Raw genomic sequence first — 24,186 nt, 5'->3', positions numbered from 1 at the left:
CTCCAATCTGGCAAGTTTACAAATATCCTTTCGCCTGCAGCGCAAACAACTCGGCATACTTGCCGTTCTTGGCCAACAATTCTTCATGCGAGCCAAGTTCTTTCAGTTGCCCCTGCTCCAGGAACAAAATGCGATCGGCCATGCGCACCGTGGAAAAGCGGTGGGAGATAAGCACGGCGGTTTTACCGGCAATGAGCTCCGAGAACCGCAGGAAAACCTCGTGCTCGGCGCGGGCATCAAGTGCCGAGGTGGGTTCGTCGAGGATGAGCAGTTGCGCGTCGCGCATGTAGGCCCGGGCCAGCGCCACCTTCTGCCATTCCCCTCCCGACAGTTCCACGCCCTTGTTAAAACGCTTGCCGAGCACCTGTTCATAGCCATCCGGCAGGCGCTGTATCACCGGGTCTGCCAGGCTTTTCTGTGCGGAGCCCTGTATGCGGTCGCGGTCAGCGATATTGCTGATCTGCCCGATGGCAATGTTGTCGGAGGCCGTCATCTGGAAGCGCACATAATCCTGAAAGATGATGCCGACCTGGTGGCGCAGATCGTTGAGGTCGTACTCGCGCAGGTCCACACCATCGAGCAGGATGCGGCCTTCAGTGGGTTCGTACAAACGGGCCAGCAGCTTGACCAGCGTGGTTTTGCCGGCACCGTTCTCGCCCACCAAAGCCAGTTTTTCGCCAGCCTGCAAATGGAAGGAGAGGTGCCGCACCGCCCATTTTTCGCTGTTATGGTACTTAAAGCCGACATTCTCAAAAGTAAAGCCCTGTTGGATGGGACGAGGTATAGAAAGCGGATTGACAGGCGGGGTGATTTGCGGCTTCAGTTCCAGGAAATCAAAAAGATCCTGTAGGTATAGCGCGCTCTCGGCAATTTGCGAAAAGCGGGTCATGATGCCCTGCAGCAAGCCCCGCATGTTGCTGAACGAGCCCGCCAAGAAAGTGAGCGTACCCACCGTGATGGCACCGGCCACGGTCTGGGCTAGTATAAAAATGTAGGCGCCATAATAAGCCAGCGTTCCCAAAGAGGAGAGGGCGCTTCCCCACACGGCCCGCCGCACGATCAGGCTTTTGTTTAAGTTATAGTAGCGGTCCGAGAGTTCTTTGAAGCGGGTGGCCAGAAAGCCTGACAGGTTAAAGGTTTTGATCTCTTTAGCTGTTTCGTCGGAGGCGCCGATGTAGCGCAGGTAGTCGAGTTCGCGACGCTCGGGCGTCCAGGAGCGGGAAAGGGAGTAGGTGCGCTCGTTGAAGTGCGTCTCGCCCAGAAAAGAAGGTATAACCGCTACCAACAAAATCAGGATGAGCCACGGATTAAAGGCAATCAGACCAACCGCCAGAAAAGCAATCGTGACCATATCCTGCAGCTGCGAGAGCACCTGCGACATCAGCACCACGCGCGTAATTGTCTGTCTTCGGGCCCGCTCCAGTTTGTCGTAGAAAGTAGCATCCTCGAACTGCGCCAGGTCCAGCCGGGCGGCATGTTCAATGAGCTGCACCGAGGTATTGTTGGAAAAAAGATCGCCCAGCAGACTGTCGAGCAGCGTTATGCCCCGGTTGAAGATATCCGAGAGAATGGCCAGTCCCAGTTCTGCCGCCACCAGTATCCAAAGAAAACTCAGGTCACGCTCCCCCGTCACGTCAATCAGCCCGATCACCTCGTCGATGATCAGTTTGCCCACATACAGCATTGCCAAAGGTATAGCCGACTTGACAAGGCGCAGCAGCACGTTCCCGATGGTCATACTCGGGCTCGTGTTCCAGATCAGGCGGAAGAATTTGGGTAGGTTTTTCAGGGCGCCCACCTGCTCGCGGAAGCTCTTCTTATCATCTGTCCCTTTCGCCCCACGGGCCCCTTTGCTTGGTCTATTCATCGTTTATTTATACCTGAAACCTATACCTATACCGAAATAACGGGCTTATGTTTTACCCGGCGCCCCGAATCTTAACAAAAGCTGTAGGATATTTATTATGGCTATACCCTATATTCAGAATTGTGCTTATTTTTAGAGGATGAAACAAATTTACGCTATTCTGATAGGTATAGCTCTGCTCTTTACAGGGCATAGCGCGCAGACACAGAACCTAAATATAACGGTGAAATACGTTAGCGAGTACGGGAAGGAAGTGAGTCCTGCTGAGGCGGCTTATTTCATTGTGGCTAAAGAAGACTCGCTTGGCGGTGGAACCCGGACCAAGTTTAAAGTGGGCACCAACGCTAAGGTAAGCCTCACTACTTATCAGGATATTGACGGCGGCAAGTATGGCTACGGTATACAGCACGGTCCCAGCTATGAATGGCATGAGAACGGCCAACTGAAAATGGAGCAGATCTTCCATAACGATAGCTTGACCGGCAATTACAAAACATGGTATGAGAGTGGCAAGCCTAAAGTAAGTCGCAGGTATTTCCGCAACATGCCAATAGACACGCTCAATGCCTTCTACGAATCGGGTAAGCTGCGGAGAACGGAAGTATACAGTAAAGGGAAAATGATTGCCGGTAAGGTATACGACGAGGCCGGAGTAGAAATTAAGTACCTTCCGATGGAAGTGATGCCCGAGTTTCCGGGAGGGGAGAGGCGCATGCTGCAGTGGCTTGCTACAAACGTGCGGTATCCGAAAACAACTCGAAAAGATAAAGCACAAGGGATGGTATTCATTTCTTTTGTAGTGGATAAAGGCGGCCGCATCAGCAACCCCGAAGTGATCAAGGGCTTTCATGCCGACGCCGACGCCGAGGGGCTCCGTGTCGTAAAGGACATGCCCACTTGGAAGCCCGGTCTGCAGGAGGGTGAGCCCGTGCCGGTGCGCTATACCTTACCGTTGCGGTTTTCACTGCATTAAAAAACACCTCAATATAGCTTTTTACTATATTTTATTACTTCAAGGCCGTCCGGGCAAAATATAGCACGAAGTTTGAGCCATATTAGGTCAAACATTAAGTAAAGACCTATGAAAAAAACTGTACTGTTCATGCTACTGGCGGGGGCCGTTTCGCTAAGCGCCTGCTCCCCGTCATTACACCCTGAAGCGGACGAACGGCTGACCAAAGTTCCTGCACAACCTCATGGTTATGAAATAGAAGTATTTTTTGCAGGAGAGTGGCCCCGGGAAGAGTATATTAAACTGGCAGCGCTTGAGACAAGGGGTGGAGAGAACGTGCCTTACGCATACATGATCAAAAACCTGCAGGACAAAGCCAGGGCCTACGGTGCCGATGCAGTAGTCATACAGGAAAAGAACGTTGTATCCGATGTGTATACCACCAACACTTGGAGTGCGCTCACGGGAGTCGCCATTAAGTATAAGAAATACCTGGACACCAACCTATTGCCCAAAAGCCAGCAGGTCGAAATGTACGACCCCACGACAGGCGCTTTCCAGCCTTTGATCAGCCTGGCCTACTGGCCGGATGGAGAGCTGAAGGCAAAAGAGGAACTGCGGGAGAACGCGGCATTCATTTACAGCAACTACATTGGCAGTTATACCATGCGCTACCTGCAGGAGCGTGGGCCGGGCTGGTCGCACCGCATGCAGGAGAGCTTTGTAGTAGAGCGGGAACTGCACCGAGACGGCATGCTGCAAAAGCGCATGGAGTACGACTACGACACAGCCAGGCGGCTGAAGCAAATCCGGATCAGAAATGTGAGGGGTGCCTCGGAGGAGATAAACTTTGTGTATGACGAGGCAGGCAGGCTAAGCCAGCGCACCATTTTACGAAGCGGCAAGCCTTACATAGAGGAGGTATACCACTACAACGAAGCGGGGCAGGCATACGAAGTGCAGGTATACAACACGAACCTGCCCGAAAAACAACCACTTTTGCGAAGTACCTATACCTATTATACCCTGGAGGAAATCTAGAACCCCGGTTCTGCAGTATAGTAGCCTATGACGCGCTACCTGCTGCTTTTCCTAACGGGCTTTGCCCACGCCCTCCTGATCCTGCTCTATACCGACCTGGCAGGCGATGAAGCGCTCTTTGACCGGAAAATGGGCTTGATGGCGGCAGTTCCGCTTTTTGCCTTCGCTTCGTGGCTCACTTTGTTCAGTATGCGGTTGGGTGCGCTGGTGTCCCTGCCTTGTCTGTTGCTGCTCGTTTACTGGAACCTGCGCACCGCCGAGCGTATCATAGCGGAGAGTTCTTCCTTCGATACGGTCATTGCCATTACCCACCTGGCGGTGGGCCTGATAGCCCTGGTCACCTTATTAACCAGCCTTCGCTACGTATTTAAAACGAAGCTGCCGTGGGGAGCGGGTACCCCTTCACCGGGTCTGGTGCTGAAACTGCTCCTGACCGCTATACCTATTACGCTGGGGACTGCCTATCTACTGTATGCCTGACCTATTTCTTAAAGAAGAAAGTGGCGGGTTTCTCTAAATATCAGGTTTCAGGAAAATACGATTCAGAAAAGCCCTGAAATGAGAAAAGCCCCGTCAAAATGACCGGGGCCTTCTCTCACCTTAAAACAAACTAATCTAAACTTTAACTAACCTTATCTTTGTACCTGCCGGAGCAGATTTTATATCACTTTTTTAAAGCTATGCTGTACATAGCTAATAAAATTCAAAAAAATCATTGTGAGATTTGCGTCTTTGGTAATTGCTCCACATATTAGCCTTCCGGTTATGTGTCTCTCTCAATTCGGGTGCAAAATTATAGTTTTGTTTTTATAAAGCAAAGCAGCATAGATAAATTTTTTTGTACTTTCCGTATATATCTGATCCTCAGGACAATAATTTTATTTCACTTCCTCCATTAGCTCGTTCATTTGTCTTTTCTCACAGGCTATTTAGTCTTTGGTAGAAATTTCTTGAGCGCTATACCTGGTAGATAAGCAATAAGTGTTTCGCGTTGCCAAGGATGACTTGCTATACCTGACCCATAAAAAAGGCAGTCGGAAATGTGCTGAATCTAAACGCACTTCCGACTGCCTTTTTAACTTTTAAAATCAGGCTTAGATCATCGCCACTGTTTTATTATCGATCTGCGTGCCATAGGTCTTTTTATAGTGTACCTTGCGTTCCAGCGCTTCGATAACAGGTATAGAGAAGTCCACTCCCTCCAGGTTGCTGGCAGTTGGCATCCCGCCCGGGCTGAACACGTTTATCTCCATCAGCTTGTCACCCACAATGTCAAGGCCCACCATGAACATGCCATCCTGAATAAGCTTTGGGCGCACCAGTTCCACCAGGTCCAGGGCAGTCTGGCTGATTTTAGCGGCTACAGCGGTGCCTCCGGCATGTATGTTGCTGCGGATGTCGTCTTTGCTGTTTACGCGGTGCATGGCGCAATACTTGCCTTTGTACTGCAAGGCCTCGCCATTCACCACAAAGAGGCGTGTATCTCCTTCAACGGCCTGTGGCAGGTATTCCTGCGCAATCACGTAGCCGTCGCGGCTGATGGCCTCTACGATCTGGTTGAGGTTGGTCGCATCGTCCTTTTTCACCATAAAAACGCCCGAGCCACCCGAGCCCTGCAGTGGCTTCAGGATGATGTTGTTCTTTTGCTCGTTAAAGAACTCCTTTATCTCCTCCTTGTCGCGGGTGATGAGCGTGCGGGGGCGCACCGCTTCCGGAAAGTGCTGGAAATACATCTTGTTCACGGCATCGGAGAGCGAAGTCGGGTCGTTGAGCACGATCACGCCGTGGCGCTGTGCCAACTGACCGAAGATAATGCCCGCGTTCTGCGCCCAGCCACGGCCTTCGCCTTCTGACGAAGGGTCGTTGCGAAGCATCAGCACATCTATTTCCGGAGCTGTTACGCGGGCCTGCTTAGCCTTGGGCCCTTGTATGGCTTCCAGAAAGGTGGCCGGGGATTTATACTTTTGCTTGGAGTCAGCAAAAGTGGCCGTGGCGCCCATGTAGCCATCGGGATAATAAGCCAGGTCACCCACTCCCATTAGCAGCACCGTATGCCCCAAATTGTGCATGCGTTGCGCCAGAAAGATAGTGGTGTGTTCGGGCTTTTCTGTTTTTACGTCGTTTACTACGAATCCTATTGTCATGTCTATATATCAGTATTTGTTGGGATTAATTTTCCAGTAGGTTAAATACTGATATCCCCGTTTTTAGTTTTTCTAGTTTGGGTTGCACGGCCGGATCAGTGAGGTAGCGTGGCCGGATAGGCACGGGTCGCAGCACCCGCCGGTAGATGAGTTCCTGCACAATGGGAATGTACTCCTGCCGAATCTTCCCGATCAGAAGTGGCTCCAAATCATTTCCTTCTTTGAGGTAGTGCAGGAGGTGCACGAGCCCGCGCAGGTATACGGCGTCTTTGGTGAGCCCGCCGCCCCGGTGCACGCGCATGGTCACGTTAAAGGCCGTTTCATCATCAAACTTATACTCGTCTTTCAGCCGGCAGAAGTTGTCGGTAAAGCTGCAGCCTTTGACAAGGTGGTGCACGGCCACCACGCGGGCAGCCAGTATGCGCAGCCGGTCCTGGTCGAGGCCACCCACCAGGTACTCGCTCAGCACGGCCAGCCCTTCCTGCAATTCCTCGTAGCCCGGCGCGCCCACATACAGCTGCTGCAGTGGCTGGGCCTTGCCATTGAAATAGGTGAGAATGTGCGTGCCCACCTCGTGTTGAATCAGCGCTTCGGCGCGGTGCCGGGGTATTTTGGCATCGGTGCCAATGTTGAGCCTGCCTTTTGAGACAATCAGCCCGACAATGTCTTTGCGGATGTCCACCCCCGAGTCGAGCGGCGGGTATTGGCTCTTCAGAAAAGCGATTTCACGCTCGGCCAGGGCAGCAAACTCGTCTACAGGTATAAGCGGCACGTCTTTTTCGCGGGCAGGCTCCGGTATAGCGGCCAGTATACCTTCCGCCACTTTCAGCAATTGCTCATCTACACCACCAAACAGCTGCATACTGCTGTACAGAAAGTGCGGCGTGTTGCGGTTGGCCAGCATACTCAGGGTCTTGTCGAGCTCGTTGCGTTTGTCCCGGAACAGATAGGCCAGTGTTGGGTCTTCCACCTTCTCGATGGGAATGTTGTAGAGCTTGCGCTTGAGCAGGTCGGCATCCATGGGCATGAGGCGGTAGTGGAAGTTGGGTGCCTGCCTGAACTTAGTTATGCGGAACTCCTCCCAAGCCTCAGCAGCATTAATGGGCGTGACGAGCAACAGAAACCGGAACTGATCGCTGATGGCCGTAAGCTGTTTGTCTATGCGCCAGACAGCGGGCACCACAGCCTGCCGGCCCAGCGCCTGGAAATGCTTGGGATGATGGGTGGTCTGCACGCGCACAAAATCGAACACGGCCTTTTTGATGGCGCTCGAAACATAACTGCGAAGCGTGCGCTGCAGCAAGGGGTATACCTGCCCGGTGCCGGCCTGGCGGTAAATAGGCTTCAGCTCGAGCCCGAGCATGAGTGTGCTGTGCTTTTTCAGTTCTTCTTCGCTCATCAGGCTCCTAGGTCCCTCCAGCAAGGCCTGGTTGGAAGCCGTGGTCACCGTAACCGGCAGGTTGCTGATCTTGATGCTGGCTAGTTCGTTCTTAAGCGTGCGAATGGTGGCGGGCAGTGCCTCCTCAGGGCCCAACACTCGAAAAGTCGGGCTGTCGGGTGGGCTAGTGTCCGGAGCGGCAAAGAGCTCGAGCACCATAAAAGCCCCAAACTCGTCAGCCATGGCCTTGGCTATTTCACCTATCAGTTGCCGCAGCTCGGGCGTTTGCTCCTCACGGGCAATGATGTAGGCAGCCTCGGCCTTCACGAAGTCGGCGGTGGCATGATCGGGCTGGCCTGCTGGGTGGCGGTAAAGCACCAGAAAGGGCAGCGGCCTGTCGATGTGCAGCAGGCCTCCCTCAGGTAATCTTCTGCGCACCTGCCGGCCACGCTTCAAACTCCGGACAATGCTTTTTATGAAGATATCAGAGATGGTATCAATCATGGCGAGAGGGTTTTGCATACCTGTTCGCGCGCTGCCAGTACTGGTGCTATCGTGTTCTGCAGCGCTTTCCTGATTTCCTGCAGCTGGGCCTCGTCGGGTTTGCCCGTCCATTCATCCATAAAAAATTTTTTGAACTCGATGGAGATGACGCAGGCGCGGTCCGGGAAGGTATCGTGAATCCAGCGCATGAAGTGACCACCCTCGAATTTGACATTCTCGCGCACATCGAGGTGGCGGCCTTGGTAATCGTACGCTTGCAGCCTTTGGGTAAAGGCATCGACTACGGGCGCCCAGAGTTGGCGGTTCATGTTGCCGGTGCCAAGGTTCACCTCGGGGTTTTCCTGGGGGCTGGCTTCGGGACCGTCAGCGCCGTCGCGGCGGTGGTTGTAGGTATGCAGATCGTACACCACAAAGCAGCCGTGGCGGTCCACTATACTTTGCAGCATCTTTTTTACGTTGGCATAAAACTGGTCGTAACGGGCCAGTGATTCCTGCGCCAGTTCCTCCGTTAGTTTTTCTTTCCAGACGGTGAGGCCCCAGGCGTCTTCGGGTTTGCGGTAGATGGCTTTCTCGCGCGGACGGTTCAGGTCCATTTCGAAGCGGGAGTTCAAACCTATTACCTGGTTGTCGGTTATACTTACCCAACCCGCCGTGAAAGGGTCTTCCTCGCGTAGCCGCTCATCTGATGACAGCGAAAAAAGGGAGCTGATGTTGTTGCGGACGGCATGGCCGTCGTGTATGGCTGTGGCGATAAGAGGGCTTTGGCCTGTCGTGATGGTATAATATGGTTTTGCTTGTGTAGGGTCAGGCATAAAATCTTTTTGAAAACTTTTACCCGATATTTATACCTAAGGTTATTTAACAGGCATGTTTGTTTAAACCTTGATATTCAATCACAAACAGTTTATAGTGTTGATCGAAAGCTTAACGCGGAATAGTTTGTAGATTCGTTGGAAATAAATAGATTTAAAAGTCCAGAACAAAATTAGATACTATAAAGTATAGCTATATACCAATTGTTTCACCAAAGACCAGAGGTGCCCATGCGTCAGATTTACAAGAATGCGCTATTAGCTATTGCAATTTTCTCAGTGATCCTGCTCATGCAGAGCCTCAGGAACGGAGGGCTCTTCCTGACAGAATCGCTTGCCATCGGATTATGGTTTGCCATTGGGGTAACCGGAGCCCTGTTAGTGAGCAGGGGAATGCTGGCCTATACCCGGTAACACCTCCTGTGCTTGTATAATGAGTCCGCTGCCTTATCTTTACAGGAAGAGAATAAGGTTTGCAGATGGAAAACAGTTACGCAGCAGTGGCCTCTGAAAAAGAGGATAGTCAACTGCTGGAAATTTTAGGAGAACATGCAGCATACGAGCCGGAAGCCATACTGGCCGTGATCGCTGAGATTGAAAAAAGAAACTTACAGACTCCAGATCAGGAGCAAATAAAGCAGGATACCCTGCAAGCCCTTCAACAGCGCGAGCTACAGTTGAACCCTGAACCTGCGGGGCCGACTTCCTTCGCAGATAAATTCAAAGACTTCTGGACGCTCTTCGTGCCGCAACGGCACTACTTTGTCACGCCGATCCTGGTCAACATTAACATCACTATTTTCGTGCTGCTGGCGCTGGCAGGGATGCACGTGCTCTCGCCTGAAGGTGAAGACTTGGTGAACGCGGGAGCCAACTTCGGCCCTTATACCCTGACCGGCGAGCCATGGCGTCTTTTCACGTCCATGTTCCTGCACATCGGCATCATCCACCTGCTCGTGAACATGTATGCGCTGGTCAGTATTGGCGGTGCGCTGGAGCCGCTGGTGGGCCGCAGGCAGTTTATAACGGCCTACGTGCTCTGCGGACTGGCAGGCAGCCTGGCGAGCCTGTGGTGGGACCAGCAGCGCATCAGCGCGGGTGCCTCCGGGGCTATTTTTGGCATGTTCGGCATGTTCATGACCATGGTGCTGCTGGAGCGGCGGATGACCTGGGCAGAGAAAAAAGGCATGGTGTACAATATGCTGGGCGTTATTGCGCTGAACCTGGTCTTTGGCCTACAGGGAGGTATAGACAATGCGGCGCACACGGGAGGCCTGGTGCTGGGTATAGCCTATGGTGCCGTGTTGATGCTACGCTCAGGCAGATACTTCACGCAACATTATAATCTACGCGGGAGCATCGTGACGGTGGCACTGTTGCTAGGTGCTTTTGTGGGCCTATACCTGCAGATACCAACCGAAAACGCCCGATACCTCACTATGCTGGACCGCTTTGGCGAGCGGGAAACGAAGGCGATGGATGTGATGAAGGAAATGGAGCTGGACGCTACTCTGATCAATGGGGGGAAATATTTGCCAGGGCTAGAGCAAGGTATAGCGCTGTGGGACGAGAGCATCAAGGATCTGATCGCACTGCAGGAGCTGCCCGATCTGGGCGAGCAGCAGGCAAAAGAGGTCGAGATTCTGCTGAACTATACGCAGCTGCGCAAAACGTCCTATACGATGATGCGCGACGATATACAGAGCAACAAGCCGTGGATGCACCAAAAGCAGCAACGGGTGCTGTGGGCGATTAGTACGTATGTGCAGGAACTACAGGCATTGCGGGGAGGAAAGGATCCTGAGTCGAAAGAAACTGAAAGCGAAATACCCGTCCATATGGAGGTAGACGACCTGGAAACGCTTGATCCGGACGCAAAGCCTTTATTCGTGATAGACGGTGAACCGTTGGAGCAAATGGATCCGGATGATATAGAAGAGATCATTCATCCAGATGACATTGCCTCGGTAATAGTGCTGAAGGGAAAAGAGGCGGTGGCACTCTACGGGGAGGAGGCCCGAAATGGTGTCGTGCTCATCACTAAAAAGAAGGAGTAACCTATAGAAGAAATAGAAGCGATAACAGTTTTGAAAGGCGAACAAGCCGTAGCCAAGTATGGCGAGAAAGCCCGGAACGGGGCGATTGAAATTGTTTTGAAGCAGGAGTAAGCAGCTAATATAACGCGACCGTCGATTTGGTTTGATGTACTAGCAAATTAGAGTAAGCAGTCTATATCTCAGGTAAAGCTGTTTCATTCTAGGAAATTCTCCCCTTGAGGGGAGCGCAGAGGGGTGTTTGGGCTGCGGGGAAATCGTAAAAAAGTCCACTAATGGCTATTTGTTACCAAATTTACACCCCTATAATCCCCTTAAGGGGATAGTTTTGGTAGAATGAAATGACCCTAATATCTGGAGCATACTTCTTCCTGTTTATCTTTCCTATACCTTCCCTGCACCCACCTCTCATGCGCCAGCCTATACCTGATGATCTCCTTCATAGATAGATTCAAGAAAAGTATAATTTTTTCTGAGGTTCAAGCAACCTTTTCGGAATCTGCGCATCTATTAGGCAGTGAAAAGCTTCAGAGAGGTATAGCCTGCTGAGCCGACACACGCTTAACCAAAACCATCAAAAAAATAAAACCATGAACACCATCAACATCTACAAAACGTTTGCCTCTGTTCTTTTAATGGCCTTCATGCTGACAAGCCTGACCGTCATGGCGCAGGATCGTCGTAACCTGAAAGGCGAGGGAGAACCTGTGTCACAGGACAGAACCGTATCCGGCTTTAAAGGAATAGATGTGGGCGGCGGCTTTTCGGTGGAGTTAACGCAGAGTAGTAAAGAAGGCGTACGAATTGAGGCCCAGGAGAACCTGCTGAACAGCATCCGGACGGAGGTAAAGGATGAGGTGCTCCACATCTATACCTCTGACAACATGAGCACCAACAAAGGTCTGAAGGCTTATATCTCTATCAAAGAACTGAACATGCTTGATATCAGCGGCGGTGTGAAAGTGACCGGCAACTCTACCTTTAAAGCTGATGCGTTTAAAATGGATCTGAGCGGTGGCTCTAAAGTAACGCTGGCGCTAAACACCAAAAAATTGACAGCCGACATGAGCGGTGGCAGTAATGTAAAACTCAGCGGCCGCGCCGACGAAATGCGCATGGATATGTCGGGAGGCTCTAAAGTAGACGCGTCTGAGCTGGAAGCCAAAGATGTATACCTGGAAGCCAGCGGCGCCAGCAATGTGAAGGTGTTTGCCAAAAACAAGTTGAGCGTAAATGCCTCAGGTGCTACCAGAGTGGCCTACAAAGGCGACCCAAGTGTGTCGTCAAATGTGTCGGCGGCAGCCAAGATTTCTAAAATGTAAGAGAATACACTGCATATAAAGCAGCAAAGGGCAGCCCGCTGGGTTGCCCTTTGCTTTTGTACTAACTTTTTATACCTACTGGCGCACCGGCACCGGCAGTACAGGTAGACTGGTATGGCCCAGCTCGTCAGTAGCCTGCACGGCAAAGAAGTAGTTGTCTTTCGAGTAAGGCAGGGTCACTTTCGTGTCTTTCACAAAAAACTTCTTGTCCCAGGTCTGGCTGCTGGTTTCACGCATCAAGATGTAGTAACCTGCTGGTTTTTTGCCTTTAGCAGGCGCATCCCATTTCAGGTCCGTTTTGTTGGTGAGGTTGGCCGTGAGCACGCCTACTTTCTCCGGAGCATGCGGTGCTCTGCCCAGGTTTGCCATCGTCGCCAGGTTCACAGCCGTGTTCTTGCGCAGATATTCGAAGTCCATAAACTCGGTCAGGTCGCCGTACTGCTTGCTGTTTTCTTTGCGCACGTCCTGGTGCTGGTGGTCGAAGTCTTCATTCATCTCGCTCATGCGCACGGCCGCATAGCCCTGCTGGTTGAATGGCGTATGATCACCACCACGCAGAAAACGGTCTGGACGGTAACCGAGCACTACCTCAATCTGGTCTACATACGCCTCGCCAGTCATTTTCATGTAGCGGGCCAGGTTGCGACTTGGGCCATCGTTTTCGGAACCCAAGGTACGGCGAAGTCTCGCTTGTTCTTCAGTTTCGTTGGAAGGAGTGGCTTCGCTGAAAACACGCACGCGGGTGTTGTCGTGGATGCCCATTTCAGCAGAGTAAGAGTTGCCTACAATGTCGTTGTTGAGTACCGCTACCAGGTTCCAGCCCTCTTTCTTCACGCGCTCCGCCATGTGCCGGGAGCCGTACAAGCCCTGCTCTTCACCCTGAAAAGCCACAAACACAAGGGTAGCCGGGAACTGGCGTGAGGCCATCACACGGGCCATCTCCATCACAATGGCCACACCGGAGGCATCGTCGTTGGCACCGGGAGCCTTGCTTTTAGCATCCATCACGTCGGTAGCGCGGGAGTCGAGGTGGCCGGCTACGATGATCACGCGATCGTCATTCGGGTCAGCACCTTTGAGCGTGGCGACTACGTTGGCCATCTCTACGTCCTGCGGTATGCGGCGGCCATCGCTCTTTACGGTATAGCGGTCCATGTCCACGGTCATGCGGCCGTTGGAGGCTTTGGCGTATTTCTCAAATTCTGATTTCACCCACTCGCGGGCAGCTCCTATACCTCTTTTCTTGTCAGTGGTGGAGCTCAGGGAGTGCCGGGTTTCAAAAGAGACCATTTTATCGACAAGCGCCCGCAGGTTGTCTGCCGACACTTCGCTGACCATTTTCTTGATTTCTTCGTCGTGGGTGGCTGGGGCCTGTGCCGCTACGGTTTGGCTAAGGTATAGCCCTGCCAGCATGAAGAGCGCCAGCAGTCGGGTGAACTTTGTTATGTAAGTCATTGGTGTTAGGTGAGGGTGATTAAGTGCTTAGTTGTTTAGATTTAGATTCTAAATATAAGCAGCTTCAGGAAAGAATGAAAAGAAAGGCTGAGCCAAAGTAAAGGCAAGCGCAGGTATAACAGAGAAATCCAGGCTGAGGTGTAAGCTTCGAGGCAAACTCAGGGTGTGTAGTTCAGCTGGCAGCGCTCTCCTTCAAGTTTGTAGAGTTCCGCCTCAACGGCAATGCCATGTTTGGCCTCGGTAAGTTCTGTTTGGTAGCGCTGCGCCAGTTCACGACGCTTGATGGCTTCCAGAAAACGGCGGGCATCCTCGCGGCTTTCCAGTGTAAGGCCGGGCACCTGCGTCGGTTTGTCGTCGTCGCCTTTGGCTACCATGGTAAAGTATGAGGTGTTGGTATGTTTGACTATACCTGTTTTCACGTTCTCGGCGATCACTTTTATACCTACCATCAGCGAAGTATTGCCCACGTAGTTTACCGAAGCTAGCAGCGATACCAGTTCTCCCACCTCCACGGGCTGCAGAAAATGCACTCCGTCTACTGTTACGGTCACGCAATAATTGCCGGCGTGCTTGGCGGAGCAGGCGTAAGCCACTTTGTCCATGAGCGAAAGCAGAATACCGCCGTGTATTTTGCCGCCGAAGTTGGCGTAGCTCGGGATCATGAGTTCGGTGAGGGTGGTGCGGGAATAGGAGACAGGTCGGAATGCAGGTATAGCCATGTTCTGTTTATCGATTATGGCAAGGTATACGGGACCGGCAAAAGCAGGGGTACGCTATTGCTGCAAATAAGGAGCTACTTCGGAGAGCTTAAAAGAAACAGAAGCGCCATCTATCGACAGGCATGCTTCAGGCAGGCCAAGCGAGGCATGAAAAACGAGCAGGTCATCCTCGAAGCCAATACTCAGCTCATCGAAACCAAACGCAGGTATAGACTCCACCATAGCAAAGCAGTCACTAAAGTCAGGGTCACCTGAGAAGAGCTGGTACTCCGCTTGAATCCGTTGGTTGATTTGCCGGAGCAAATCGTCTCGTTTTTCGTTGAAGAGGAGTTCGTTTTTAATCGGCACAGATTCCTCATTGTCCAACTTGTACAGGGCGTACTCCCAGCTGTAGCGACCTTTGTAGTCGGGCATGCCGGTAGCCACCGATCTGTAGTTCTGATAAATGCAGGTTCTGACAATGATCGGATCTTCGGAGCCCGGATTGTCTTCGTCTTTTTCCTCGCACACAGTGGCCGTGCTTTCAGTTGCTGTCTGTTCTTCGGGTTCAGGTTCAGAGGAAACTGCTGTAATGGGGGCATCCGTTATTGTTTCTTCTGCAGACTCGATTGTAACGCCGTCAGCTTCTGTCAGGCTGCGTTTACTTTGCTCGCAACCAAAACTCATGCTCAAAAACAGCACTGATGGGATTAAAAACGCAAGGTTTCTCATAAAAAAGCAGCAGGTATAGCGCCTACAAAAATACTACTTCTTTGACTACTTCGTCGCCCATGGCGCGGTTGAGCAATTCTACCACTTTGCTTTTCGACATGTTGAGCTCGTGCTTGAGCGGGGCGGAGGTGAGGCGAACAAACAATTTTTGGTCCCGGAAGTAAAGCTCCTTCGTTTTCATGGCAATGGGCTTGCCCATGATTTCCTCCCAACGCTGCACCAGGTCCACCTCATTGAGCTTGCCCTGCAGCCGGTAGGCCTTCAGCAACCCTTTGATGCTGTCGCCGATGGTCTGCACGTCAGCCTTTCGCTTTGCAATCTCCTCTTTCTTCTTGTAGTAGCGCACGGGTGGTTGGTTTTTGAATGAGCGGGTTGGTTTTAACAGAAGCATGCATTTCAGGCAAATTGCTGACTTCTGAAAAACTTCCGAGGGCTTTCCGTTTGGCTTTTAATTTCCTCTCGTAAAGCTCAGGCAAAAGTAATCATAAAGCTGCAGAGTTATAGCTTATGCGCTGGTTATAAGTTATACAGTAACGGCACCGAGTTAAAAAGCAGCCCGCTTCTACTAACTTTCGAAGCCACAGCGTTGGCAATTCTGCTCTCCCTTCAGCTTGCCTTGCGCATCTATTGTAAACTGGCAGCATGCCACAAACTTCTCCTTCAGCATTTCTTTCGCGCGGTGTACCCTCGACTTGGTATTGGCAAGCGAAACCCCCAGCAGTTTGGCCACCTCCTGTTGCTTTTTGCCTTCCAGGTTGATCAACTCGATCACCTTCCGGTACTTCTGGGGAAGTTCATGGATGAAGGATTCGAAACAGCAGTACATGTCCCTGCCCTCTGGCTCCGACAACCTTTCAAGCGTCGTATCCTGCATTTCAACCGACTGCCTGGTTTGCTTATAAAAATCTACAATCTGGTTTCGGGTGATCTGATAGGCCCAGGCCTGCACGCTGGAATGGTTTTTAAGGTGGGACAGATTAAGATGAATCTTGATGAAAACCTCCTGCAGAATATCTTCCGCCTCCGCCTGATTTCTGACTCTTTTCAGAATAAAGCGGTAGAGATTCTCTCTCAGGCCATTCCAGATATGTAAAGTGTCTTTTTGCATTTGGTGTAATTTTAAAGTGAGGAGAGATTGCCCCTCCTCACTTTATACCTTGTTAACAACAATTTACGCAGTTTTCACATTCGCATTTTTCGCACGTGCACTGGCTATCGGCACAATTTCCACAATCGCAGTTGGCACAATTGCAATCAGGGCAGGTACAGCCTCCTTGCTTCTTTTCGGTTTCTTCGTTTAACAGCATGATCGTCTTCATAAGATTGAATTTTAAGATTGAATTTTAAATTATCTGTGCTGTAGACTGCGAAAGCTCCAAAAGGATTCAAAGTTTCGGATGTATAAAAATGCTACTGCCCGGAGTACGATGAAATACCGCTCTACCTGGTAACATCAAGGCGAAGGATAAAGTTGAATCCAACAACCAACCATTACTCGATCAACTTCACCGTTCCCTCCTTTACCTCAAACCTGCGGATCTGCTCCGACAGGTTTTCCAGGATCTTATCTGTCCGCTCCAGGTGTGTATCGGTCAGGAAGATCTGGCCGAAGGTATGGGCGGCGACCATTTGCATAAGTTTAGTGATGCGTTTCTCGTCGAGGCGGTCGAAGATGTCGTCGAGGAGGAGGAGGGGCTTGTGGTGCTGGCGCTCGGACATCACCTCGAAGTGCGCCAGCTTCAGGGCGATCACATAGCTCTTCTGCTGGCCCTGTGAGCCGAAGCTCTTCACGGGGTTGCCGTCCATCAGGAACACAAAGTCGTCTTTGTGCGTGCCCACGGTGGTGCGCTGCAGGGCGCGGTCCTTCTGCTCGGCCTGCTCCAGCAAAGTGGCAAAGTTAGCGCCGGGCAGTTGGCTCTTGTAAGTGAGCGTCACGGTTTCGTGGCTGTCTGAGATGTGGCGGTAGTGCTTCTGGAAAACCGGCTCAAAACTCTCCAGAAAGGCTATACGCTCCTGTGCCAGCTGCTCACCCAGCGGCACCAACTGCTCGTTGAGGATGTGCAGGTAGTCGCGGTCGTAGTAGCGGCGCTCGGCAAACTGCTTGAGCAACGAGTTGCGTTGCTTGAGGACGTAGTTGTACTGGATGAGCTGCTCCAGGTAGGTATGGTTGAGCTGCGAGATCAGGCTGTCGAAGTATTTGCGGCGCTCCTCGCTGCCCTCTCGGATCAAATCAGTATCATAGGGCGAGATCAGCACCACCGGAAAGCGGCCGATGTGGTCGCTCATTTTCTCATAAGCCACCTTGTTGTGAAGCACCGTTTTCTTCTGTCCCTGCTTCAGACTGCAGGTTACGGTGTGCTTCTCTTCCTCTATCTTAAAGCGACCTTTCACCATAAAATACTCCTCGCCCTGCTTGATATTGAGGGCGTCGGAGCTGTTGAAAGCGCTGCGCGTCATGGAGAGGTAATGGATGGCGTCGAGCAGGTTGGTCTTGCCGCTGCCGTTGTCGCCGATAAAGCAGTTTATGTGCGGCGAGAAACTAATGTTAGCGTCGTCGTAGTTCTTGAAAAACAGCAGACTTAGATTTTCGAGGAGCATTAGTTTCGTCTTTGATTTCTTTTTCCTTAATTTCGCATGCTAAAACCCGACAGTAAGCAGATTTGCCGTCCATTTTGGGCCGAATCTCGCTAAAAAAGCTGTAGGGACAACAATAACGTTACACAAATACTCATGGCTGATACGAAAGAAAAGGCAAAAGCGAAGTCGCAGAAAGCAAAGGTACAGGCTGAACCATCATTTTCAAAAGAGACCTACATGCGGTGGTACGAGTCGATGAAACTCATGCGCCGTTTTGAAGAAAAGTCTGGTCAGCTGTATGGCCAGCAGAAGATCAAAGGCTTCTGCCACCTCTACATTGGCCAGGAGGCCTGTGTGGCCGGTGCTGCTACAGCGCTCACCAAAGACGATAAGTGGATCACTGCTTACCGCGACCACGCACACCCGCTGGCGCTGGGCTCATCGCCAGGTGCGATTATGGCCGAAATGTTTGCAAAGGTGACCGGTTGCTCCAAAGGCAAAGGCGGCTCGATGCACATGTTCGACAAAGAGGTGAACTTCATGGGCGGCCACGGCATTGTGGGTGGCCAGGTGCCGCTGGGCGCAGGTATAGCCTTTGCCGAGAAGTATAACAAGACCGGCAACGTGTGCATCTGCTACATGGGTGACGGTGCCGTTCGTCAGGGTGCCTTCCACGAAGCCCTGAACATGGCCATGACCTGGAAGTTGCCAGTGATTTTCGTAATCGAAAACAACGGCTACGCAATGGGTACATCCGTAACGCGTACGTCTAACGTGACAGAGCTTTACAAACTGGGCCTTGCGTTCGACATGCCTTCGGAGCCAATAGAGGCTATGAGCGTGGAGAATGTGCACGAGGCTGTGGCAAGAGCCGCCGAGCGTGCCCGTGCCGGCGAAGGACCAACCCTGCTGGAGTTCAGAACTTACCGCTACAAAGGTCACTCTATGTCTGACCCTGCCAAGTATAGAACTAAAGAAGAACTCGAAGACTACAAAGGTCGCGACTCGATAGAGTCTGTAAAAGCCACCATCCTGAAAAATGGCTGGGCAACAGAAGAGGAACTGGACGAGATCGACGAGCAGCAGAAGCAGATCGTAGCCGATGCTGTGAAATTTGCCGAAGCGTCTCCATACCCGGATCCTTCTGAGCTGTATACCGACATTTATGTGGAGCCGAACTATCCATATATAATGGACTAAAGTCTAAATATTTAAAGATTAGGAATTAAAAAACATAAATTTGATGTTCTGGTCTTATGAGATTTGGAACGAATCGCTTTTAATTTCTATTTTTGAGTTCTTATTTCAATTAAACTAATGGCAAAAGAGACAGTAAAGAAGCACAGCGAGTTTGAGGAGCTGGTAGAGAGTCCGGAGGTGTTGGCTGAACGCCTGGCGCACTCGGAGGACTTTGTGAAGAAAAACAAGACCAAGCTGCTCGGTGTGTTTGCCGCCATTGCTGCTATTGTTGTTGCAGGTTTCCTGTATTATAACCACCGCACTACCCAGAACCAGGAGGCGCACGAAGCTATGTTCCAGGCAGTATACTACTTCGAAGCCGATTCGCTTAACAAAGCTCTGAACGGCGACGGTCAGTACGATGGTCTGTTGAAGATCTCTGATGAGTATAGCGGAACAGAGGCTGGCAACCTGGCCAAGTTCTATGCTGGTGTTGCTTTACTGAAGCAGGGAAGCTTTGCCGAAGCACAGTCTCACCTCGAAGGCTTTAAGTCAGATGACTACCTGATGCAGGCACGTGCTTACAGCCTGACAGGCGATGCACTCTCTGAGCAGGGCAAGTACAAGGAGGCAGCTGACCTGTATAACAAAGCTGCTAACCACAACAGCAATGCATTCTTCTCACCACTGTACCTGATGAAGGCTGCTGTAGCTTACGAGGCTGCCAACGACTTCAAGTCTGCTGTCAACATGTATGACAAGATCATCAAGGATTATGCTTCGTCAGCTGAAGTAACCGATGCCAAGAAGTACAAGGCACTTGCTGAGTCACTGGCCGGTACAGCTGCTGCCAAGTAAGATCCGATAGGCGAAGGTCTGGATATAAAAAGCGCTTTTGTCTTTCCGGCAAAAGCGCTTCTTTTTTTAAGCTGGTGAGGTATAACACAGGAGCTATACCTGTACGGAGCCTAGTGCTGTACCTATACCTGCGAGCTCAACTATCAACAATTTAACCATCAACGATTAAACATATGGCTACTTCTCTCAAAAACCTGAACGACTATAAGAAAGAGGGCTTCGGCGATATATCTGAAAAGCGATTTGGCATTGTAGTGGCCGACTGGCACCATGAGATAACCGATGTACTGTGTGCAGGTGCTATTGATACTTTGCTGCAGCACGGTGCCAAAAAGGAGAACATCTTCCGGAATACGGTGCCCGGCAGCTTCGAGCTAACACTGGGTGCACAATTCCTGGCACTGCAGGAAGAGATCGACGCAGTGATCTGTATCGGCGTCGTGATCAAAGGCGATACCAAGCATGACGACTACATCAACCACGCCGTAGCAAATGGACTCACCAATGTGTCACTCAAGTTCAATAAGCCTGTGTCGTTTGGCCTGGTTACGACCAATACCTTGGAGCAGGCATTGGACAGAGCCGGCGGCAAGCATGGCAACAAGGGCGTAGAGGCAGCCGCAGCGGCCATTCACATGCTTAGCTTCTAGACAGGAAGAGCGGTATAACAGAAAGGCCCTTGCTAGTGATAGCAAGGGCCTTTCTGGTTTTATGCAAGAGATAATAGGTATAGCGGTTTAAAAATTATAGCCAATCGCTATACCTGGCCGAACGGCAAAATCGCCTCCCAAAAGCATGTCGCCGATTATACCGGCATCAAAGTCTTCTTCTGTCCCCACGTTCACCTTCAGGTTGCCGCCATTGTAGCCTGCTCCCAGAAACACATCGAAGGTAAAGCCGCTGTTAAAGATCCACTGGTTGCCGATGGCCACACCGGCCCCTATTGGTTTGTAAGTGGCGCTGTAGGCGCGGCCTTCTTCATCCTGCTTATCCATTGTCAGTTTAAAGCTCCTGATGCGGCCATAGCCTGCCACATACGGTCCCATGGGCGCCGCTTTGTTTTCAGAAAAATAATACCGCACCTCAGGCGTGAAGCCATACCCCCTGAACTTGACATCAGAAATAGAGATGCCCGAAACGGAAGCGCCGAGCTGTGCACTCAGGTTATCGGTAATGGCATACTCCAGAAAACCAGAGCCCGTAAGCGCGAAAGCACTTAAGGGGTTAACCTTGATCACGGCTCTATTCGGCTGTTGTGCCTGGGCATGAGCCTGTTGGGAAGGTATAAAAAAGAGTGCTGCAGCAGCAAAAACGAGTATTATTCTGTTTTTCATATATTAATGATGGTATATCGAACCTAAGTTAAGCAGATCATGTTCAGGCTATCAGCAAGTTCCATTCCAGTATTGTAGCGAGCCGGATAAAAGAGCGGAAAGACAAAATTAAAATTAAAATAAAGAAGGCGGGTAGCAAATTATAGATATAACTTCTATTTTTGCACGAAATTTAGCTTAAATAATAATCTGAACATCAGTGTGGTTCAGTTTTTGGCATAAGTTTGAAGCAGTAAACTAAAACTTCCCCTTTGCTGTTTAGTAGGCACAAGCGCTAACACAACCAAGGAGTAGTTTTTTAAGAAGCAAGACAAAAAGCTATAACCTAGTTCTAAGATAGTATAATGAACACAAACGAAGAGAAACAGCGGTATTCCCGTGAGGAATTGGCAGAATTTGAAGCAATCATTCAGGAGAAGCTGACGAACGCACGCAAGGAGGTGTCTTTTATAAAAGAGACCTTGAGCCGCAAAAACGACTCGGGCACCGATAACACGGCATCTCCAACCAAAGTACTGGAAGACGGTGCAGACACAGCGGAGAAGGAAAGCCTGAACCAACTGGCGTCGCGTCAGATGAAGTTTATCCAGCAGCTGGAAAATGCGCTGATCCGCATCAAAAACGGTACTTACGGTGTGTGCATCGTGACGGACAAGCTGATCCCGAAAGAGAGACTGCGTGCTGTGCCACACACACAGCATACCATCGAAGCCAAGCTTCAGCGTAAAGACTAGTCAATTTATACTTTGAATATACTGCAGAACCATATTCAGGCACTGGTATTTTGTGCCCAATCGCCCATAAGCATCGAAGAGGTGCAGCGCTGCCTCACGGAGTCGCTGCAAATGGAGGTGCTGGTGAGCGACGTGCTGGAGGCTATTGAAAATATCAATCAGCAGCTGGCTGAAGCTGGTTTTGCCTTTCAGATATACGCCATAGGAGGCGGCTACCAATTCCTGACCAAACCGGAGTACCAGGAAACGGTCAGCATGTACCTGAAGCACAAGTCAAAAAAGAAATTGTCAGCGTCTTCTCTGGAGACGCTGGCAATTATTGCCTACAAACAGCCGATCACCCGCTCGGCCGTAGAGCAGATTCGCGGCGTGGGCTGCGACTATGCCATTCACAAACTATTAGAGAAAGAACTTATCGAGATCAAGGGTAAAGCCGAAACCATTGGGAGACCCGTACTGTACGGCACGTCTCAAAAGTTCATGGACTACTTCGGTATTAACCACATCAAGGACCTTCCACAGCTAAAGGATTTCGCCTCAGAAGAAAACATGATTGGCGAGATAGCCGATTAGCGAACCCCCATCATTCATTAGAGTATACTATTCTTACATATACTGCACACAAAGGGTACAGTAGCGATACTGCATCGATAATTATTAGACAATGGCAACAGAAAACGAAAGACCTTCACGCGACGGCGAAGGCAGAAGATCGTCTGACAGAAACGAGTCAGGCAGACCGTACAACGACCGCGGCGAAAAGAAGATATTTAACAGAAGAGATAAAGGTGAAGGAAGAGATGGCGGAGAGCGCCGCTCTTACGGAAACGATAGAAGAGACGACCGCGGAGACCGCAAACCATACGGCGACCGCCGCGAAGGTGGTGAGCGCCGCAGCTTCGGGGGCGACAGAGAGCGCCGCGAAGGCGGAGAAAGAAAGTCGTACGGAGATCGCAGAGAAGGCGGCGAAGGCCGTTCTTTCGGTGGCGATCGCGAACGCAAATCATACGGAGATCGCAAAGAAGGCGGTGAAAGACGTTCTTCCGGGGGTGACCGTGAGCGTAAGCCTTACGGCGACAGAAGAGAGGGTGGTGAACGTCGCTCTTTTGGAGGAGACCGGGAGCGCAAGCCTTATGGCGACCGCAACGAAGGAGGCGAACGCAGATCCTATGGCGATCGCCGCGAGGGTGGTGAACGCAAAGAAGGTGGTGAGCGTCGCTTTGACTCAGAGCGTGGCGAGAGAAAATCCTTTGGCCGCGACAACAGAGAAGAAGGAGGCGAGCGCCGTTCATTCGGTGAAAACCGTGAAGAAAGAGGTGAAGGCCGTTCATATGGCAGCGATCGTCGTGAAGGCGGAGAACGTCGTTCATTCGGCGGCGATAGAGAGCGCAAATCGTATGGCGATCGTCGCGACGGTGGCGAGCGCAAGCCATACAGTGATAGAAGAGAGAGTGGTGGAGGCCGTTCTTTCGGTGGCGATCGCGAACGCAAGCCGTACGGTGATCGCAGAGAAGGCGGTGAAAGAGAAGAACGCGGGGAACGACGCAGCTTCGGTGACCGTCGTGAAGGTAGTGACCGTGGCGAGAAACGTTCTTTCGGGGGCGATCGCAGAGAAGGCGGCGAAAGACGCAGCTTTGGTGATCGACGCGAAGGCGGCGAGCGAAAATCGTTTGACCGCAAAGACAGTTTCAGCAAAGGTGGCGAAGAGCGCCGTGGCCGCAGTTTCGACAGCAGCTCCGATTCAGAGCACAATCCGGAGACGCCAAACTACGACCTGCGCCGCTACAAAGACAATCCGCGCATCAAGAAAACCAATCGCAAAGGCGAAGACGAGGACGGAAGCATCCGTCTGAACCGTTACATTGCCAATGCAGGGGTATGTTCCCGTCGTGAGGCGGATGAGCTGATCCTGTCAGGCGAGATTAAGGTAAATGGCGAAGCAGTAACCGAAATGGGCTTCAAAGTACAACCTTCTGATACCGTGACATACGGTAAGAAAGTGCTGAGCCGCGAGAAGATGGTATACGTGCTGCTCAACAAGCCAAAAGACTTTATCACGACGACAGAAGATCCGGAGGGTCGCAAGACCGTGATGAGCCTCGTGGAGAAATCCTCGAAAGAGCGTATCTTCCCAGTTGGCCGCCTGGACCGTAACACGACTGGTCTGCTGTTGTTCACCAACGATGGTGAGCTGGCCCAGAAACTGACGCACCCGTCAAACGAGATCAAGAAAATCTACCAGGTGGAGTTGGACAAGCCGATCACCAAAGACGATTTCCAGAAAGTGGTGGAAGGCGTAGAGCTGGAAGACGGCAAAGCGATGGTAGACGACGTGGCCATGTTGGGCGACTCGAAGAAGTTTCTCGGATTGGAAATCCACATCGGGCGTAACCGCATCGTGCGCCGTATTTTTGAGCACCTGGGCTATGATGTGGTAACGCTGGACCGTGTGCAGTACGCTGGCCTGACTAAGAAAGACTTGCCACGCGGCGAGTGGCGCTACCTATCCGAAAAAGAAGTGATTCGTCTGAAATACTTTATGTAA

At 51.3% G+C, this 24,186-nt stretch carries 23 protein-coding genes; 12 read left to right on the top strand and 11 right to left on the bottom strand.

The genetic code is table 11. The features are described from left to right. Positions 1 to 16: 16 nt before the first annotated feature. Positions 17 to 1,867 carry an ABC transporter ATP-binding protein gene (locus L1278_RS04825; protein WP_253401450.1) on the bottom strand — a complete coding sequence of 617 codons (1,851 nt, stop codon included), beginning with the start codon at positions 1,865 to 1,867 and terminating at the stop codon, positions 17 to 19. 139 nt (positions 1,868 to 2,006) lie between these two features. Between L1278_RS04825 and L1278_RS04820 the strand changes: the two genes are divergently transcribed. The 3 genes from L1278_RS04820 (at position 2,007) to L1278_RS04810 (ending at position 4,340) form a co-directional block, all read left to right on the top strand. Then, a complete protein-coding gene (locus L1278_RS04820) occupies positions 2,007 to 2,840 on the top strand; it encodes an energy transducer TonB (protein ID WP_253401448.1) in 834 nt (277 codons plus the stop codon). Between the two features lie 108 nt (positions 2,841 to 2,948). After that, entirely contained in the window at positions 2,949 to 3,860 is a 912-nt protein-coding gene (locus L1278_RS04815; RefSeq protein WP_253401446.1) for a hypothetical protein, read from the top strand. 27 nt (positions 3,861 to 3,887) lie between these two features. After that, the gene (locus L1278_RS04810) at positions 3,888 to 4,340 is read left to right on the top strand and encodes a hypothetical protein (RefSeq protein ID WP_253401444.1); all 453 of its coding nucleotides are present in this window, start codon (positions 3,888 to 3,890) and stop codon (positions 4,338 to 4,340) included. Between the two features lie 614 nt (positions 4,341 to 4,954). Here L1278_RS04810 and L1278_RS04805 read toward each other — a convergent pair. The 3 genes from L1278_RS04805 to L1278_RS04795 are packed head-to-tail and all read right to left on the bottom strand — an operon-like array spanning position 4,955 to position 8,698. Further along, positions 4,955 to 6,004, bottom strand: a complete 1,050-nt coding sequence (locus L1278_RS04805; RefSeq protein WP_253401442.1) for a glutathione synthetase — start codon at positions 6,002 to 6,004, stop codon at positions 4,955 to 4,957. A gap of 25 nt (positions 6,005 to 6,029) precedes the next feature. Continuing rightward, entirely contained in the window at positions 6,030 to 7,886 is a 1,857-nt protein-coding gene (locus L1278_RS04800) for a flavohemoglobin expression-modulating QEGLA motif protein (protein WP_253401440.1), read from the bottom strand. Beyond that, positions 7,883 to 8,698, bottom strand: a complete 816-nt coding sequence (locus L1278_RS04795; RefSeq protein ID WP_253401438.1) for an N-formylglutamate amidohydrolase — start codon at positions 8,696 to 8,698, stop codon at positions 7,883 to 7,885. The genes L1278_RS04800 and L1278_RS04795 overlap by 4 nt, the downstream gene beginning before the upstream one ends. A gap of 231 nt (positions 8,699 to 8,929) precedes the next feature. Here L1278_RS04795 and L1278_RS04790 point away from each other — a divergent pair, with 231 nt between their 5' ends. The 3 genes from L1278_RS04790 (at position 8,930) to L1278_RS04780 (ending at position 12,074) form a co-directional block, all read left to right on the top strand. Further along, on the top strand, positions 8,930 to 9,112 hold the full coding sequence (locus tag L1278_RS04790; RefSeq protein ID WP_253401436.1) for a hypothetical protein: 183 nt from the start codon (positions 8,930 to 8,932) through the stop codon (positions 9,110 to 9,112). 65 nt (positions 9,113 to 9,177) lie between these two features. Continuing rightward, positions 9,178 to 10,755: a rhomboid family intramembrane serine protease gene (locus L1278_RS04785; RefSeq protein WP_253401434.1), complete on the top strand. Its 1,578-nt coding sequence runs from the start codon at positions 9,178 to 9,180 to the stop codon at positions 10,753 to 10,755. 587 nt (positions 10,756 to 11,342) lie between these two features. Further along, on the top strand, positions 11,343 to 12,074 hold the full coding sequence (locus L1278_RS04780) for a head GIN domain-containing protein (RefSeq protein ID WP_253401432.1): 732 nt from the start codon (positions 11,343 to 11,345) through the stop codon (positions 12,072 to 12,074). 75 nt (positions 12,075 to 12,149) lie between these two features. Here L1278_RS04780 and L1278_RS04775 read toward each other — a convergent pair whose 3' ends face one another. The 6 genes from L1278_RS04775 to recF all read right to left on the bottom strand — a co-directional run bounded on the left by L1278_RS04775 (position 12,150) and on the right by recF (position 17,557). Beyond that, entirely contained in the window at positions 12,150 to 13,529 is a 1,380-nt protein-coding gene (locus tag L1278_RS04775; protein ID WP_253401430.1) for a M28 family metallopeptidase, read from the bottom strand. A gap of 158 nt (positions 13,530 to 13,687) precedes the next feature. Next, positions 13,688 to 14,248, bottom strand: a complete 561-nt coding sequence (locus tag L1278_RS04770; RefSeq protein WP_253401428.1) for an acyl-CoA thioesterase — start codon at positions 14,246 to 14,248, stop codon at positions 13,688 to 13,690. A 54-nt stretch (positions 14,249 to 14,302) separates the two neighbouring features. Further along, positions 14,303 to 14,959: a hypothetical protein gene (locus L1278_RS04765; protein WP_253401427.1), complete on the bottom strand. Its 657-nt coding sequence runs from the start codon at positions 14,957 to 14,959 to the stop codon at positions 14,303 to 14,305. A 22-nt stretch (positions 14,960 to 14,981) separates the two neighbouring features. Beyond that, positions 14,982 to 15,350: a DUF721 domain-containing protein gene (locus tag L1278_RS04760; RefSeq protein WP_253401425.1), complete on the bottom strand. Its 369-nt coding sequence runs from the start codon at positions 15,348 to 15,350 to the stop codon at positions 14,982 to 14,984. 174 nt (positions 15,351 to 15,524) lie between these two features. Continuing rightward, complete coding sequence (locus L1278_RS04755; protein WP_253401423.1) at positions 15,525 to 16,067, bottom strand: sigma-70 family RNA polymerase sigma factor; 543 nt, start codon at positions 16,065 to 16,067, stop codon at positions 15,525 to 15,527. A 383-nt stretch (positions 16,068 to 16,450) separates the two neighbouring features. After that, positions 16,451 to 17,557, bottom strand: a complete 1,107-nt coding sequence (gene recF / locus L1278_RS04750) for a DNA replication/repair protein RecF (RefSeq protein WP_253401421.1) — start codon at positions 17,555 to 17,557, stop codon at positions 16,451 to 16,453. Between the two features lie 132 nt (positions 17,558 to 17,689). Between recF and pdhA the strand changes: the two genes are divergently transcribed. The 3 genes from pdhA (at position 17,690) to ribH (ending at position 20,223) form a co-directional block, all read left to right on the top strand. After that, complete coding sequence (pdhA, locus tag L1278_RS04745) at positions 17,690 to 18,736, top strand: pyruvate dehydrogenase (acetyl-transferring) E1 component subunit alpha (RefSeq protein ID WP_253401419.1); 1,047 nt, start codon at positions 17,690 to 17,692, stop codon at positions 18,734 to 18,736. A 117-nt stretch (positions 18,737 to 18,853) separates the two neighbouring features. Then, the gene (locus L1278_RS04740; RefSeq protein WP_253401417.1) at positions 18,854 to 19,573 is read left to right on the top strand and encodes a tol-pal system YbgF family protein; all 720 of its coding nucleotides are present in this window, start codon (positions 18,854 to 18,856) and stop codon (positions 19,571 to 19,573) included. Between the two features lie 173 nt (positions 19,574 to 19,746). After that, positions 19,747 to 20,223 carry a 6,7-dimethyl-8-ribityllumazine synthase gene (gene ribH, locus L1278_RS04735; protein ID WP_253401415.1) on the top strand — a complete coding sequence of 159 codons (477 nt, stop codon included), beginning with the start codon at positions 19,747 to 19,749 and terminating at the stop codon, positions 20,221 to 20,223. 87 nt (positions 20,224 to 20,310) lie between these two features. On the opposite strand, the gene L1278_RS04730 is transcribed toward ribH, so the two are convergent. Then, complete coding sequence (locus tag L1278_RS04730; RefSeq protein WP_253401413.1) at positions 20,311 to 20,907, bottom strand: DUF3575 domain-containing protein; 597 nt, start codon at positions 20,905 to 20,907, stop codon at positions 20,311 to 20,313. A gap of 344 nt (positions 20,908 to 21,251) precedes the next feature. Between L1278_RS04730 and L1278_RS04725 the strand changes: the two genes are divergently transcribed. From L1278_RS04725 to L1278_RS04715, 3 genes are all read left to right on the top strand, one after another. Beyond that, positions 21,252 to 21,641: a TraR/DksA C4-type zinc finger protein gene (locus tag L1278_RS04725; protein ID WP_188500744.1), complete on the top strand. Its 390-nt coding sequence runs from the start codon at positions 21,252 to 21,254 to the stop codon at positions 21,639 to 21,641. Positions 21,642 to 21,653: 12 nt separating this feature from the next. Further along, positions 21,654 to 22,214 (top strand): SMC-Scp complex subunit ScpB, encoded by a 561-nt coding sequence (gene scpB / locus L1278_RS04720; RefSeq protein WP_253401411.1) that lies wholly within the window; start codon positions 21,654 to 21,656, stop codon positions 22,212 to 22,214. 91 nt (positions 22,215 to 22,305) lie between these two features. Next, positions 22,306 to 24,186: a pseudouridine synthase gene (locus tag L1278_RS04715; RefSeq protein ID WP_253401409.1), complete on the top strand. Its 1,881-nt coding sequence runs from the start codon at positions 22,306 to 22,308 to the stop codon at positions 24,184 to 24,186.

The sequence above is a fragment of the Pontibacter sp. HSC-36F09 genome (assembly GCF_024171605.1).
Taxonomy (GTDB): domain Bacteria; phylum Bacteroidota; class Bacteroidia; order Cytophagales; family Hymenobacteraceae; genus Pontibacter.
Note: the sequence above shows the minus strand (reverse complement) of the source record. Positions and strands in the feature narration are given on the sequence as shown.